The sequence below is a fragment of the Erythrobacter westpacificensis genome (assembly GCF_039542285.1).
GTDB lineage: Bacteria > Pseudomonadota > Alphaproteobacteria > Sphingomonadales > Sphingomonadaceae > Alteraurantiacibacter > Alteraurantiacibacter westpacificensis.
Genome location: NZ_BAABHV010000021.1, coordinates 288,326 through 301,167, shown reverse-complemented (window position 1 = coordinate 301,167; position 12,842 = coordinate 288,326). Strand labels below are relative to the sequence as shown.

Annotated in this window: 13 protein-coding genes; 8 read left to right on the top strand and 5 right to left on the bottom strand. The window is 64.4% G+C overall.

Annotated elements, in window-relative coordinates:
- Positions 1-14: 14 nt before the first annotated feature.
- Both purN and purM read right to left on the bottom strand, forming a co-directional pair.
- Positions 15-980, bottom strand: coding sequence for a phosphoribosylglycinamide formyltransferase (gene purN / locus ABFX23_RS14320; protein WP_346033676.1), 966 nt, complete (start codon positions 978-980; stop codon positions 15-17).
- Complete coding sequence (gene purM, locus ABFX23_RS14315) at positions 973-2,070, bottom strand: phosphoribosylformylglycinamidine cyclo-ligase (protein ID WP_346033675.1); 1,098 nt, start codon at positions 2,068-2,070, stop codon at positions 973-975. Before purM ends, purN begins: the two co-directional genes overlap by 8 nt.
- A gap of 68 nt (positions 2,071-2,138) precedes the next feature.
- Between purM and ABFX23_RS14310 the strand changes: the two genes are divergently transcribed.
- From ABFX23_RS14310 to ABFX23_RS14295, 4 genes are read left to right on the top strand one after another with little or no spacing between them, the layout of a single operon-like run.
- A complete protein-coding gene (locus tag ABFX23_RS14310; protein WP_346033674.1) occupies positions 2,139-3,422 on the top strand; it encodes a heavy-metal-associated domain-containing protein in 1,284 nt (427 codons plus the stop codon).
- A gap of 11 nt (positions 3,423-3,433) precedes the next feature.
- Positions 3,434-4,042 carry an HdaA/DnaA family protein gene (locus ABFX23_RS14305; RefSeq protein ID WP_346033673.1) on the top strand — a complete coding sequence of 203 codons (609 nt, stop codon included), beginning with the start codon at positions 3,434-3,436 and terminating at the stop codon, positions 4,040-4,042.
- Positions 4,043-4,069: 27 nt separating this feature from the next.
- Positions 4,070-4,783: a serine O-acetyltransferase EpsC gene (gene epsC / locus ABFX23_RS14300; protein WP_346033672.1), complete on the top strand. Its 714-nt coding sequence runs from the start codon at positions 4,070-4,072 to the stop codon at positions 4,781-4,783.
- Complete coding sequence (locus tag ABFX23_RS14295; RefSeq protein ID WP_346033671.1) at positions 4,783-5,139, top strand: DUF2794 domain-containing protein; 357 nt, start codon at positions 4,783-4,785, stop codon at positions 5,137-5,139. Before epsC ends, ABFX23_RS14295 begins: the two co-directional genes overlap by 1 nt.
- A 15-nt stretch (positions 5,140-5,154) precedes the next feature.
- Here the strand turns inward: ABFX23_RS14295 and ABFX23_RS14290 are convergent, their stop codons facing one another.
- Positions 5,155-5,826: an HAD-IA family hydrolase gene (locus ABFX23_RS14290; RefSeq protein WP_346033670.1), complete on the bottom strand. Its 672-nt coding sequence runs from the start codon at positions 5,824-5,826 to the stop codon at positions 5,155-5,157.
- A 61-nt stretch (positions 5,827-5,887) separates the two neighbouring features.
- Here ABFX23_RS14290 and glmU point away from each other — a divergent pair, with 61 nt between their 5' ends.
- The 4 genes from glmU to ABFX23_RS14270 all read left to right on the top strand — a co-directional run bounded on the left by glmU (position 5,888) and on the right by ABFX23_RS14270 (position 11,820).
- Positions 5,888-7,246 carry a bifunctional UDP-N-acetylglucosamine diphosphorylase/glucosamine-1-phosphate N-acetyltransferase GlmU gene (glmU, locus tag ABFX23_RS14285; RefSeq protein ID WP_346033669.1) on the top strand — a complete coding sequence of 453 codons (1,359 nt, stop codon included), beginning with the start codon at positions 5,888-5,890 and terminating at the stop codon, positions 7,244-7,246.
- Positions 7,243-7,554 (top strand): hypothetical protein, encoded by a 312-nt coding sequence (locus ABFX23_RS14280; protein ID WP_120076713.1) that lies wholly within the window; start codon positions 7,243-7,245, stop codon positions 7,552-7,554. The genes glmU and ABFX23_RS14280 overlap by 4 nt, the downstream gene beginning before the upstream one ends.
- A gap of 18 nt (positions 7,555-7,572) precedes the next feature.
- The gene (glmS, locus tag ABFX23_RS14275; protein WP_346033668.1) at positions 7,573-9,396 is read left to right on the top strand and encodes a glutamine--fructose-6-phosphate transaminase (isomerizing); all 1,824 of its coding nucleotides are present in this window, start codon (positions 7,573-7,575) and stop codon (positions 9,394-9,396) included.
- A gap of 111 nt (positions 9,397-9,507) precedes the next feature.
- The gene (locus ABFX23_RS14270) at positions 9,508-11,820 is read left to right on the top strand and encodes a putative bifunctional diguanylate cyclase/phosphodiesterase (protein WP_428831672.1); all 2,313 of its coding nucleotides are present in this window, start codon (positions 9,508-9,510) and stop codon (positions 11,818-11,820) included.
- Here the strand turns inward: ABFX23_RS14270 and purQ are convergent.
- Positions 11,817-12,488 carry a phosphoribosylformylglycinamidine synthase subunit PurQ gene (gene purQ, locus ABFX23_RS14265; RefSeq protein ID WP_346033666.1) on the bottom strand — a complete coding sequence of 224 codons (672 nt, stop codon included), beginning with the start codon at positions 12,486-12,488 and terminating at the stop codon, positions 11,817-11,819. The genes ABFX23_RS14270 and purQ overlap by 4 nt on opposite strands.
- Complete coding sequence (gene purS / locus ABFX23_RS14260) at positions 12,488-12,721, bottom strand: phosphoribosylformylglycinamidine synthase subunit PurS (protein ID WP_346033665.1); 234 nt, start codon at positions 12,719-12,721, stop codon at positions 12,488-12,490. Before purS ends, purQ begins: the two co-directional genes overlap by 1 nt.
- Positions 12,722-12,842: the final 121 nt, after the last annotated feature.

Below are 12,842 nucleotides of genomic sequence, written 5' to 3'. Positions count from 1 at the left end.
GGCAGGCTCATGCGTCAGAATTCGTCTGCGGCATCGTGCAGCTTCGTGAGCCGCTTTGGAGCAACGGAGCGCCAGCTTCTTTCAAGCCATTCAGCAACATGGTCCCAATCAACGCCCGGCCTGTTGAGAATGATCCCGACCCATCCGCTCGCTCCGTAATAGGCCGGGCGGTAATAGGTTTCGGGCGCGGTCTCGGCAAGGTCTGCAACCTCGTCCGGTCCGCCGGTCTTCACCAGCAGGCCGATATGCGATTCGCCGTGATGCTTCTCGGACAGGTAGGCGAAGTATTTGCCGCTCTTGCCGCCGCTGCGCCAGCCCGGCGCGCCGTGGCTCTCGCGCTCCTCTGCCTCGGGCAGGGCCATGGCAAGTTCGCGCACTTTCTCCAGCAGCCAGTCCGCCCGGTAATGCCGCCCGACGTAATCGGCCACCATGCGGGGGTAAAGCTGGTACTCGGCCAGGATCACACGGTGCGCGAGGCTGTCTGGCGTATCCGAAGGCAGGATGGCGACCGGCATCTGCCCCAGCAGCGGCCCGCCGTCGAGTTCGGGCGTAACCACGTGGACCGAGCAGCCGCCGTAGTCCTCGCCCGCCTCGATAGCGCGCTGGTGCGTATCCAGTCCCTTGTATTTGGGCAGCAGGCTGGGGTGGGTGTTGACCATCCGGCCTTCCCAGCCGTTCACGAAATCCGCCGTCAGGATGCGCATGTATCCGCACAGCGCGAGGTATTCCGCGCCAGACTTGCGCAAGGCCGCGTCCATGATCTGCTCATGCTCGCGCCGATCCATGCCGCGATGATCGTGGCTGAACGTGGCAATGCCTTCCGCCGCGGCGATCTTCAGGCCCGGCGCATCGGGATTGTTGCTGGCGACCAGCACGATTTCATAGGGGCAATCGGGCAGGCGCGACTGGAACAGCAGCGCCGACATCGTCGTGCCGTTGCCGGACAGCAGGCAGGCGATCTTCGCCTTCTGCTCAGGCATCGTGATCCGCGGTCCAGTCTGCCCGGGCTGACCATGTGCCGGCAGGCCCCCTCACCGTGCAGCCCCGCTGGCCTTCCACGATCTCACCGATGCGAAACACGCTCTCGCCTGCATCGGTAAGCGCTGCGGTGACGCTATCGACCTTGTCGGGCGTGACCGCCAGCACCATGCCCACGCCGCAGTTGAACGTGCGTGCCATTTCGCCCGGCTCGATATTGCCCTGCGCCTGCAGGAAAGCCATCAGGCGCGGCTGGGCCCAGCTGTCGGCGTCCACTACTGCACGCGCACCTTCAGGCAGGACGCGCGGCAGGTTCTCCAGCAGCCCGCCGCCGGTGATGTGGGCAAGGGCATCGATGTGGCCCGCGCGTACCGTAGGAAGCAGGCTCTTCACATAAATGCGGGTGGGCGCGATCAGCGCGTCGATCAGCAGTTGGTCCTGATCGAACAGGGCGGGGCGATCCAGCTTCCAGCCCTTGTCCTCGGCCAGCCGCCGGACGAGCGAGAAACCGTTGGAATGAACGCCGGAACTGGCAAGTCCGAGCAACACATGGCCCGGCGCAACGCGCTCTCCGGTCAATTGCTCGCCGCGCTCCACCGCCCCGACGCAGAACCCGGCAAGGTCGTAATCGCCCGGCGCGTACATACCCGGCATCTCTGCCGTTTCTCCGCCGATCAGCGCGCAGCCTGCTTCCTTGCAGCCCTGAGCAATGCCCGCGATCACGCGCTCGGCAATGCCGTTCTCCAGCTTGCCGGTGGCGAAGTAGTCGAGGAAGAACAGCGGTTCCGCCCCTTGTACGATCAGGTCGTTCACGCACATGGCGACGAGATCGATGCCGACGGTATCGTGCCGGTCGGTCTCGATTGCCAGCTTCAGCTTGGTGCCGACTCCGTCGTTGCCTGCCACCAGCAGCGGATCCTTGTAGCCCGCAGCCTTTGGGTCGAAGAAACCGCCGAATCCGCCGATTTCGCCATCGGCGCCCGGGCGCATCGTGGCCTTCACCAGCGGTCCGATGGCTTTCACGAGGCGGTTGCCTGCGTCGATGGAAACGCCAGCCTGCTCGTAGGTATAGGATTGCTTGTCCGAATTCATGCACCTGCCATACGCATTCGCGCTTGGAATTCCACTCGCCTTTGGGCAAAAGACCGGCGAATTCCCCCATGAACATCGTTTTTCCCTCTTCTCGCCCCACAAATGAGCGCCTGCCAACCGCAATTGCGGCGATTGCCGTGCTCGTGCTCGCCCTTCTCGCCGCGGTCGCGCTCTACGCGCAGGTATCCGGGGAGCGGGGGATCGCGCCTGTCGCCAGCAGCAGCGACATCGAGGTGGACGGCATCGAGGTAGACGTTCACGGCGAGAACGCGGAAGACGCTCGCGCAAACGGCTGGCGCGAGGCTCAGCGCATCGCGTGGGAAAGGCTGGACGGGCCGGACATTCCCGATTCGCGCCTCGAATCGCTGGTCGCCGCAATCGTGGTGGAAGAAGAGAACATCGGCCCGCGCCGTTACATCGCGCGGCTCGGCGTGATTTTCGACCGGCAGCGTGCGGGCGCCCTGCTGGGCGCAGGCGGTTCCAACTCGCGCTCTGCCCCCATGCTTACGCTGCCGGTGCTGATTTCCGGCGGCACGGAAACCATGTTCGAGGTGCGCAACCCCTGGCAGCGGGCATGGGCGGAATACCAGTTCGGCTCCAGCACCATCGACTATGTCCGGCCAGCCGGTTCGGGTGGCGAATCGCTGTTGCTCACTTACGGGCAGACGGGCCGCCGCAGCCGTGCATGGTGGAACAATATTCTCGACCAGTTCGGGGCGGCTGACGTTCTCGTGCCGATCGCCAACCTGCGGTGGGAATGGCCCGGCGGACCGGTGGAGGGTCGCTTCACCGCGCGCTACGGGCCGGACAACCGTTTCCTCGACGAATTCACCATGCGCGCCGACAATGCCGAAGAACTGCCCGAAATGCTCGAGCGCGCAGTAACGCGGTTCAATGAAATTTTTGCCGCCGCCCTGGCCGACGGCACCCTGCGGCCCGACCCCACGCTGACGCTCGACAACATCGAGATCAGCGACGAAGTGCGCGCCTTGCTCGAGGCGGCGCGAGCGGCAGAACTGGCGGAACAGGCTGCCGCGGCGGGAGAAGGCGACACACCGGCGGGCGTATCGATCGACGGCGCGGCGCAGCCCCAGCCGGTTGAGACCGCTGTTCCGACGGCGAGCTACGGAGTGCAGGTGGCAACGCCCGACGCTTCCGACTTCGACGGTGCCATTGCGGCCCTTCGTGCCGTGCCAGGCGTGACGCGGGTCTCGGTCCGCTCAACCGCGATCGGCGGTGCGTCCGTGTTCGATGTGACCTACGCCGGAGATATCTCTGCCCTGGCCGCCGCGCTGCGCCAGCGCGGCTGGTCCGTCAATGAAGGGCAGAACGCGCTCGGCATTTCGCGCTAAGGGCTCAAGAGATGAGCCAGATCGCACTTCCCCTTGCAGCCGGCGGCAAAGGCCCTGCGCGGATCGTGGTGGGCAATGCCAATGCGCACGTGGCCGAAGCTCTATTGTCGCCCGAGACCTGGCCCTATCGTACGGCCGTGCTTACGGGGCCGCCACGGTCCGGAAAGTCCCTGCTGGCGAGGTGGTTCTCGAAAAGCGGCAAGGGCGATGCCATCGACGACGGACAGGCGATGCCCGAGGACGCGCTGTTCCATCGCTGGAACCGCGCGCAGGAGCAGGGCACGCCGCTGCTGATCGTCGGCGGAGAGCCGCCGTGGAACATCACCCTGCCGGACCTGCGCTCTCGCCTTGGCGGTTCCCTGCAACTGGAAATCGCCCAGCCGGACGATGACATGGCGCGCGACCTGTTGTTGTCCCTCGCCCAGGAACGCGGATTGCCGCTGCCTGCCGATGCAGCCGACTATCTCGTCCCGCGTGCGTCACGTTCGCAGGAGGAACTGGAAAAGCTGGTCGCTACCATCGACCGCTTGTCTCTCGAGCGAAAGGCCCCACCTACCCTCGGTATCTGGCGCGCTGCACTGGAAGCGGTGCACGGGCCGGAGGAGCCACGCTTGATCTGAGCGGGTTTTGATGGGAAACTGAGTGCTATGTTCGACCGGCTTGTCGCCTATCTGGACTCGATCCACGCGCGCGATCCCGCGCCGCGCTCGCGGTGGGAAATCCTGCTTTATCCGGGGGTTCTGGCTCTCGGCATGCACAAGATCGCCCATTGGCTGTTCGAGGCCAAGCTGTTCTTCCTTGCCCGCCTCGTGAACCACGTCTCCCGCTGGATGACTGCGATCGACATTCATCCAGGCGCGAAGATCGGCAAGAATTTCTTCATCGACCATGGCTTCACGGTGATCGGCGAAACGGCGGAAATCGGCGACAACGTGACGATCTACCAGTGCGTGACACTGGGTGGCACCAACCCCACAAACGGACAGGGCGGGAAGCGTCACCCGACCTTGTGCGATAACGTGATCATCGGGTCGGGGGCGCAGGTAATCGGGCCGATCACGGTGGGCGAACGGGCGCGGGTGGGTGCCAATGCCGTGGTGACGGACGACGTGCCGGAAGGTGCGACCATGATCGGCCTCAAGGCGCGCTCCACACTGGTGCCTGCCGAGACCTGGCTGCGTGAATTCATCCCTTACGGCACGCCCTGCGATGAACCCTGCGAACCCTTGCCCAGCGAAAGAGTGCAAGTGCTCGAAGCCGAGATCCAGCTCCTGCGCGAGGAAATGGCGCAGCTTCGCAAGAGCCTGCCCACGCCCGACGATGGCGGCGAAAAACCGCGCAAGAGCGGGGCCCGTAGTTGATGGCCGCCCCTGCAGGGCCGAATATCGTAGCATTTCCCGGTCAGCGCTCGCCCGAACAGGTGGGCTTCAACCGGCACGAGCTTACCCGAATTCTCGATCTCTATGGACGGATGGTCGCTGCTGGCGAATGGCGCGACTACGCGATGGATTTCACTCGCGACTGTGCCACCTTCGCTGCCTTCCGCCGCACCGCCGACGTGCCGCAGATGCGACTGGAAAAGCGCCCCGCGCTGCACCAGAAACAGGGCATGTGGGCGTTGTTCGGAGAGCAGGGACAGGTGCTGAAGCGCGGTCACGAACTGAACAACGTGCTCGCGCCCGTCGAGCGGCGGTTGCTGAAAGCAGTGGACCAGTAAGCGGCCGCGAGGCCGCTATAGGTCTTCCAGCACGCCCACCAGTTCGTCGAAATGGTCGATCATCACGTCGCCGCCCAGTTCATGGACCGGCACATCGTGATAGCCGTAGCGGCAGGTGACGACCGGGAGGTTGGCTGCCTTTCCGGCCCGCACGTCATAAGTCGAATCGCCGACCATCGCCGCGCGTCCGCCACCGCAGTCCGCAATCGCGGCTTGGAGGATATCGGGCTTGGGCTTGGCGCGTTCCCGGCCCAGCGTGTCGCCGCCGTAGATCGCGGCGAAACGGTCCGTCATTTCCAGCGCATCGAGCAATTCGCGGGCCGGTTTCTCGCTTTTGTTCGTCACCACCGCCAGCTTGCAGCCACGCGCCGCCAGCTGGTCCAGCGCGCCGAGGCAACCGGGATAGGGCACCGTGTTGTTGGCGATGTTGTCCCAGTAGAACTCCAGCAGCGCGCCGCTCAGTTCCTTGTAGGTGGCCTCGTCCACCAGACCGCCCGTGGCTTCCAGTGCGCGGGTCAGCATCATGTCGGTGCCGCCGCCGATCATGTTGCGCGTGGCCGTCTCGCTCACGCCATCGCGGCCGATCGTGCCAAGCGCGTGGTTGACGGCTGGGCACAGGTCGCGGGCGCTGTCCACCAGCGTGCCGTCGAGGTCGAAAAGGACGATATCGAAAGGAAATTTGCTCATCGCGGGGGCATGTGGGGGAGAGATATGGAAACTGCAATCAATTGCTGGCATGGCGCCTGTCATGAGTGAGAGACCCATCGCCGCCATCATCCTTGCCGCGGGCAAGGGCACCCGCATGAAAAGCAGCCGGCACAAAGTGCTGCACGAGGTGGCCGGAAGGCCGATGATCGAGCATCTGCTCGCCAGCGTCGAGACGCTCGGTCCGCAAAAGCTCGTCACCATCGTTGGCGAATCGCGCGAACAGCTTGAAGAACGGCTCGAGGGCCGTGTGGACTTCGCTGTGCAGGAACCGCAGCTGGGCACAGGCCATGCGGTGCAGCAGGCGCAGGAGGCTCTGGAGGGCTTCGAGGGCGACGTATTGGTGCTCTACGGCGACGTGCCCTTCGTGAAAGCCGGCACCATGCAGGCCATGATCGATAGGCTGCGCGCCGTCGATTCCCCTGCCGCCGTGGTGCTGGGTTTCGAGCCGGACGATCCGCTGCGCTACGGTCGCGTCATCGCGCAGCAGGGCCGCATCCTGAAAATGGTGGAGTACAAGGACGCGACCGAAGACGAGCGCGGATGCACTCTCTGCAATTCCGGATTGCTCGCTGCCCGCAGCGAAGACCTTTTCGCTCTGCTTGACCGGGTGAGGAACGAGAACGCGCAGGGCGAGTATTACCTCCCCGACATCGTCAACATCGCCATTGCCGACGGTCATAACTGCGCTGTCGTATCCTGCGACAATGCGGACGAGGTCGCAGGCATCAACAGCCGCGCAGAACTGGCCGCGGCTGAGGCGCAGTGGCAGGCGCTGCGGCGCGAGGAAGTGATGGAAGAGGGCGTGACGCTGCGCGCTCCCGACACCGTGTTTTTCAGCTACGACACCCAGTTGGCTGCCGACGTCGTCGTGGAGCCGAACGTGGTCTTCGGCCCCGACGTATCGGTGGCAAGCGGCGCGACGATCCGCGCTTTCAGCCACCTCGAAGGCACCACTGTCGGCGAGGGCGTTGAAGTGGGGCCCTACGCCCGCCTGCGTCCCGGTGCGGTGCTGGAGAAGGGCAGCAAGGTCGGCAACTTCGTCGAGATCAAGAAGGCCACGCTGGGCGAGGGGGCGAAGGCCAATCACCTCACCTACCTGGGTGACGCTACAGTGGGCGCTGGCGCAAACATCGGTGCAGGTACGATCACCTGCAATTACGATGGATACTTCAAGCACCAGACCACGATCGGACCACGCGCTTTCATTGGCTCCAACTCGGCGCTGATCGCGCCCGTGAGTATCGGTGCCGATGCGATCGTGGCGGCAGGCAGCGCCGTGACGCGCGATGTGGCCGATGGCGAGCTTCGCATGGTCCGGGCAGACCAGTTGGTGAAGCCGGGCTGGGCAGATCGCTTCCACGACGCGATGAAGCGCAAGAAGGCCGAGAAGAAGAAGTGACCGACCGCTACGAGGGCAAGCCCTTCCTCCGCCTGCTCGACAGTTACGTGCTGGATGCCATCGGCAAGCTGGACGAGGCGAATGCGAAGTGGCTGGTCGAGGCCGAACCCTATTTCCGCGAAACTTTCGGCGGCACAGGCAGTTGGCAGGATATCGTGGCGCAGCGGATGCAGTTCCCGGAAGGAATGCAGCCCGCGATTGTCGAGATGTGGGACAAGGGGCGCGCGAGGTTCATCGCAGAAAACGGACACGAACCCGAGCCGGTGCAATTCGCCCACATGTTCGTGGACCAGAATTTCCCTCATTAGGGACAAGGAACTGAATTTATGTGCGGAATTATCGGAATTGTCGGTCATCGCGACGTTGCGGCGCGACTGGTCGACGGCCTGCGCAGGATGGAATATCGCGGTTATGACAGCGCTGGCATCTGCACGGTTCACGACGGGAAGCTGAAACGCCGCCGGGCGGAAGGCAAGCTGAACGGACTGGTGGAGGAATTGGCGAACAATCCCGCCGCAGGCGAAACGGGTATCGCCCACACCCGCTGGGCGACCCACGGCGCCCCCACCGAAAAGAACGCCCACCCGCACGCGACGGAACATGTCGCGCTGGTCCACAACGGTATCATCGAGAATTTCAAGGAACTGCGCGACGAATTGCGCGCCGAGGGGCGGCAGTTCGAAAGCGAGACCGACACCGAAGTGGTTGTCCACCTGATCTCGCGCCGGATCGAAGAGGGCATGTCTCCGGAAGATGCCGTCGCGGCCGTCCTGCCGCGCCTGCGCGGAGCTTTCGCGCTGGCAATTGCCTTCCGCGACCACCCCGACATGCTCATCGGCGCGCGTCTCGGTTCGCCGCTGGTCGTCGGCTACGGTGAGGACGAGATGTTCCTCGGTTCCGACGCCCTGGCGCTGGCCCCGCTCACGCAGCAGATCGCCTACCTCGAGGAAGGCGACTGGGTGACGATCACACGGAAGGGCGCGAAAATCCGGGATCTCGATGGCAACGAGGTCGAGCGCGAGGTTCAGACCTCCGGCGCCTCTGCCGCGGCAATCGAGAAGGGCAACTATCGCCACTTCATGCAGAAGGAGATCTTCGAGCAGCCCACCGTGGTGGCGCAGACCCTTCGCAGCTACCTGCGCCCCGGCGAACAGCGCGTGGCCCTGCCGCAGATCGATTTCGACATTTCCGCCATCGACCGCATCACGATCGTCGCCTGCGGCACGTCCTACTACGCCGGGATGGTGGCGAAATACTGGTTCGAACAGTTCGCCCGCGTCCCGGTGGACATCGATTACGCAAGCGAGTTCCGCTACCGCGAACCCGTGCTGCCCGACGGTGGCCTGGCCCTGTTCATCTCGCAGAGCGGAGAAACAGCGGACACGCTGGCTGCGCTGCGCCACTGTCGCAAACAGGGGCAGGTGATTGCCGCGGTGGTCAACGTGCCTACAAGTTCGATGGCGCGAGAGGCGGACCTGCTGTTGCCCACCCACGCGGGGCCGGAGATCGGCGTCGCCTCCACCAAGGCCTTTACCTGCCAGCTTGCCGTGCTGGCGGCGCTGGCGGCGCATTTCGCGGTGAAGAAGGGGCTGCTGAACCACCGCGAGGAAGCGATCATCGTCGATCACCTGCTGGAGGCGCCCGCGTGCCTCAACGCGGCGCTGGATCACGACGAGGAAATCGCCGACATGGCGCACCTGATCGCGCCGGCGCGCGACGTGCTTTATCTGGGCCGCGGGGCGGATTTCCCGCTGGCGCTGGAAGGGGCGCTCAAACTCAAGGAAATCAGCTACATTCATGCCGAAGGCTATGCCAGCGGCGAGATGAAGCACGGCCCCATCGCGCTTATCGACGACAAGGTGCCGGTTATCGTCCTCGCGCCTTCCGGACCGCTGTTCGAGAAGACCGTGTCCAACATGCAGGAAGTGCAGGCGCGCGGTGGCAAGGTGGTGCTGATTTCCGACAAGGCCGGGATCGAGCAGGCGGGCGAGGGCTGCATGGCAGTGATCGAGATGCCCAAGGTGCACCCGCTCATCGCTCCGCTGGTCTATGCCGTTCCGGTGCAATTGCTGGCCTACCATGTGGCCGTGGCCAAGGGCACCGATGTGGACCAGCCGCGCAACCTCGCGAAATCGGTGACTGTCGAATGATTTTCAGCGTTACTGCCTAATTTCGGCTGACTTTACCGGGCAATAACTATTGGCGGTTATCGCGGTCGTGTGAGCGACAAGCATTCTGGACTCCCCAGCCTTCCGCTGCAGATGAGTTTCCTGCAGGTCATTGGCCTGCGCGAACCCGGCGAGGGTGACTGGACCCGGCTGCGCACGCTCCAGTATTCGGAACTGCACAAGGTTTCGCTAATCCGCATTGCCGCTCACGGCCTTGCCGCTTTGCTGGCAGTTTCGCTTTATCTCAACACGATAGCGCACTGGATTCTCGGGATCTGGATGCTCGGCGTCGTGGCGGCTGTGTGGAACGTTACGCGGATCGATCGCAACTTCATCGATATCGAGAAGCGCGGCGTCCAGTGGAACGAATTCACCCGCCAGGCCCTCGGCGTTGGCGGTTGCACCATACCATGGGTCGCCGCGCTGATGTTCTTCGTTCCGCAGGGAACGGTAACGGATCACTACGCGCTCTGGGCGATTGCCGCGATGCTGATCGCTGGCAGTGCGGCTGCGATGGCAACGGCGCCGGTCGCCACGGTACTGTTCGACCTCGTGGTTGGCGCGGCAGGCGTCGCCTCCTTCCTCCTTACCGGCGATTTCATTTTCGCCATCGCTGCTGCGGCCTACACCGTCACGATTGTTGCCGGCGCGCTCCGATCTGCGCGAACCTACCTTTCCGCCAAGATCGCGGAAGCAGGCGTGGCGGAGAAGGACGAGGTCGTCTCCCTCTTGCTGCGCGAGTTCGAGGAAAAGGAATCGGACTGGCTCTGGCAGGTCGACACGAACAGGCGCATCCGGTCTGCCTCGCCGCGTTTCGCTTTCGCTTTCGGCTCCACCCCGCACGATATCGAGGGAGAGAGTTTCATCAAGCTGATCGCCGGATCATCGTGGGAAAGCGGGGAGTTTCCACGCAGCCTTCACGAACTGGCCGAAAAGCTGAAACGGCGGGAGCACTTCTCCAACCTGCTGGTGCAGGTCTATCTCGAGGCCGGTCGCCGCTGGTGGGAGCTTTCGGGCACGCCGATCTACGATGACAACGGCAGCTACATCGGTTTTCGCGGGGTCGGTTCCGACGTCACCGAGCAGCGCGACCGTGACGAGAAGATCGCCTACCTTGCCCGCTACGACACGCTGACAGGTCTTCCCAATCGCTTGATGCTGACAGAAGCACTGGGCGATGCCATGCGCTATGCCGATAAGTGGAAGACGCGCTGCGCCTTCCTGATGATCGACCTCGACCGGTTCAAGGCGGTGAACGATTCCCTCGGCCACCAACTGGGCGATCGCCTACTGGCTGAAGTTTCGAAGCGCCTCGATGCAGTGATGACCGAGAACGAGCGTTGCGGGCGACTTGGCGGGGACGAGTTCGCCGTCGTTATCCGCGATGCCACCGATAACGGCAGGGTGGACCGTCTCTCAGAGGCCATCATCGAAACGCTTTCGCAACCCTACGTGATCGACAACCACACGCTGTTCATCGGTGCGAGTGTGGGCTCTGCCGTCGGGCCGCGCGACGGCAATTCGGTGGAAACGCTGATGCGTAACGCCGACCTCGCGCTCTACCGGGCGAAGGACGAGGGCGGCAACACGCACTACCGCTATATGCCCTCGCTGCATGCCGATGCGGAAGAGCGCCGCAAGCTGGAGCTTTCCCTGCGGCGTGCCATCGGGCGCGAAGAGCTGGAACTGAACTTCCAGCCCGTGGTCAACGCCCGCAGCGAGACCGTGGTAAGCTTCGAGGCGCTGCTGCGCTGGAACAGCGAGGAACACGGCTTCGTCAGCCCGGCCAAGTTTATCCCGCTGGCAGAGGATACCCGTCTGATCGTGCCGATCGGCGAATGGGTGCTGCAGGAGGCGTGCCGCGAGGCGACCCGCTGGCCGGACGATATCAAGGTGGCGGTCAACGTGTCGGGCGAGCAATTGCTGGAGCCCAACTTCGCCAACAGCGTGGTGCGGGCGCTGGCGGATACCGGGCTGCCCGCTCACCGGCTCGAAGTGGAAGTCACCGAGAGCGTGTTCCTGCGCGATGGCCGTACCGCGCGGCAGACGCTGGAGGAGATCCTCGCGCTCGGCTGCTCCGTCGCCCTGGACGATTTCGGCACCGGCTATTCCTCGCTCGGCTACCTGCGCACGCTGCGCTTCTCCACTATCAAGGTGGACAAGAGCTTCGTGCAGGGTGCCACGCAGGAGAGCCAGGAGAGCCTCGCCATCATCCGCGCCGTGGTGGCCATGGCGCGCAGCCTCGAGATGACCACGACCGCCGAGGGCGTCGAGGACGCCACCCAGGCCGCGCTGATCCGCGAGCTGGGCTGCACCAAGATCCAGGGTTATTACTTCGGCCGCCCGATGAAGGCGGTCGAGGCCCGCTCGCTGGTGGTGAAGGGCCGCGGAACGCGAGCCGCCTAGGCCCCGACCAGACTGCCGATCACGCTTTCGAACAGGCGGCGTCCGTCGCTGCCGCCGTGGGCGGGCTCGATGGCGCGCTCGGGGTGGGGCATCATGCCCAGCACGTTGCCCTTGCCATTCAGCACGCCCGCGATGTCGCGGCGCGAGCCGTTGCAGTTCTCTGCATAGCGGAAAGCCACGCGGCCTTCGCCTTCGAGCCGGTCCAGCGTTTCATCATCGGCGAAGTAGTTGCCGTCATGGTGCGCGACCGGAATCCGGATCGTCTCACCCTTCGTGTAGGCGCTTGCGAACAGGCTGGTGTCGTTCTCCACCACCAGCGGCACGGTGCGGCAGATGAAAGTCTGTGCCGCGTTGCGCATCAGTGCGCCGGGCAGCAATTGCGCTTCGGTCAGCACCTGGAAGCCGTTGCACACGCCCAGCACCGGCACGCCGCGCTCTGCTGCGGCGGCGACGGAGCGCATGATCGGGCTGTTCGCCGCCATCGCGCCCGAACGCAGGTAGTCGCCGTAGGAGAAGCCGCCGGGCAGGGCGATGAAATCGAGGCCGCCGGGCAGGTCGGCATCGCCGTGCCACACCTTTACCGGCTCCTTGCCGGATACGTCGCGCAGCGCGACCCACATGTCGCGGTCGCAGTTCGATCCGGGGAATGTGACGACTGCGGTCTTCATCAGGCGACCTTCTCGATGCGGTAGTTCTCGATCACCATGTTGGCGAGCAGCTTCTGGCACATCTCATCGAGCGCGGCATCCGACGTATCGTCGGCCACGTCCATCTCCACCAGGCGGCCGATGCGCACGTCTTCCACGCCCTTGTAGCCAAGGCCCTCCAGCGCGTGGTGCACGGCGCGGCCCTGCGGATCGAGCACGCCGGGCTTCAGGCTGACATGGATGCGGACTTTCATGGATCGGACCTTTCGCGTGAAGTCTCGGTTGGTTTCGCCGCAGCCTATGGCGATTGCCGCCGCGATGGGCAAGGGGCGGCGGCGCAATCCGCCGGGGAATTGCGCGCGAAATCCAACTAAC

Excerpts from the sequence above, each read along its gene's own strand:
- purN (WP_346033676.1), bottom strand. The coding sequence starts at position 980 with ATGCCTGAGCAGAAGGCGAAGATCGCCTGCCTGCTGTCCGGCAACGGC.
- purM (WP_346033675.1), bottom strand. The coding sequence starts at position 2,070 with ATGAATTCGGACAAGCAATCCTATACCTACGAGCAGGCTGGCGTTTCC.
- ABFX23_RS14310 (WP_346033674.1), top strand. The coding sequence starts at position 2,139 with ATGAACATCGTTTTTCCCTCTTCTCGCCCCACAAATGAGCGCCTGCCA.
- ABFX23_RS14305 (WP_346033673.1), top strand. The coding sequence starts at position 3,434 with ATGAGCCAGATCGCACTTCCCCTTGCAGCCGGCGGCAAAGGCCCTGCG.
- epsC (WP_346033672.1), top strand. The coding sequence starts at position 4,070 with ATGTTCGACCGGCTTGTCGCCTATCTGGACTCGATCCACGCGCGCGAT.
- ABFX23_RS14295 (WP_346033671.1), top strand. The coding sequence starts at position 4,783 with ATGGCCGCCCCTGCAGGGCCGAATATCGTAGCATTTCCCGGTCAGCGC.
- ABFX23_RS14290 (WP_346033670.1), bottom strand. The coding sequence starts at position 5,826 with ATGAGCAAATTTCCTTTCGATATCGTCCTTTTCGACCTCGACGGCACG.
- glmU (WP_346033669.1), top strand. The coding sequence starts at position 5,888 with ATGAGTGAGAGACCCATCGCCGCCATCATCCTTGCCGCGGGCAAGGGC.
- glmS (WP_346033668.1), top strand. The coding sequence starts at position 7,573 with ATGTGCGGAATTATCGGAATTGTCGGTCATCGCGACGTTGCGGCGCGA.
- ABFX23_RS14270 (WP_428831672.1), top strand. The coding sequence starts at position 9,508 with ATGAGTTTCCTGCAGGTCATTGGCCTGCGCGAACCCGGCGAGGGTGAC.
- purQ (WP_346033666.1), bottom strand. The coding sequence starts at position 12,488 with ATGAAGACCGCAGTCGTCACATTCCCCGGATCGAACTGCGACCGCGAC.
- purS (WP_346033665.1), bottom strand. The coding sequence starts at position 12,721 with ATGAAAGTCCGCATCCATGTCAGCCTGAAGCCCGGCGTGCTCGATCCG.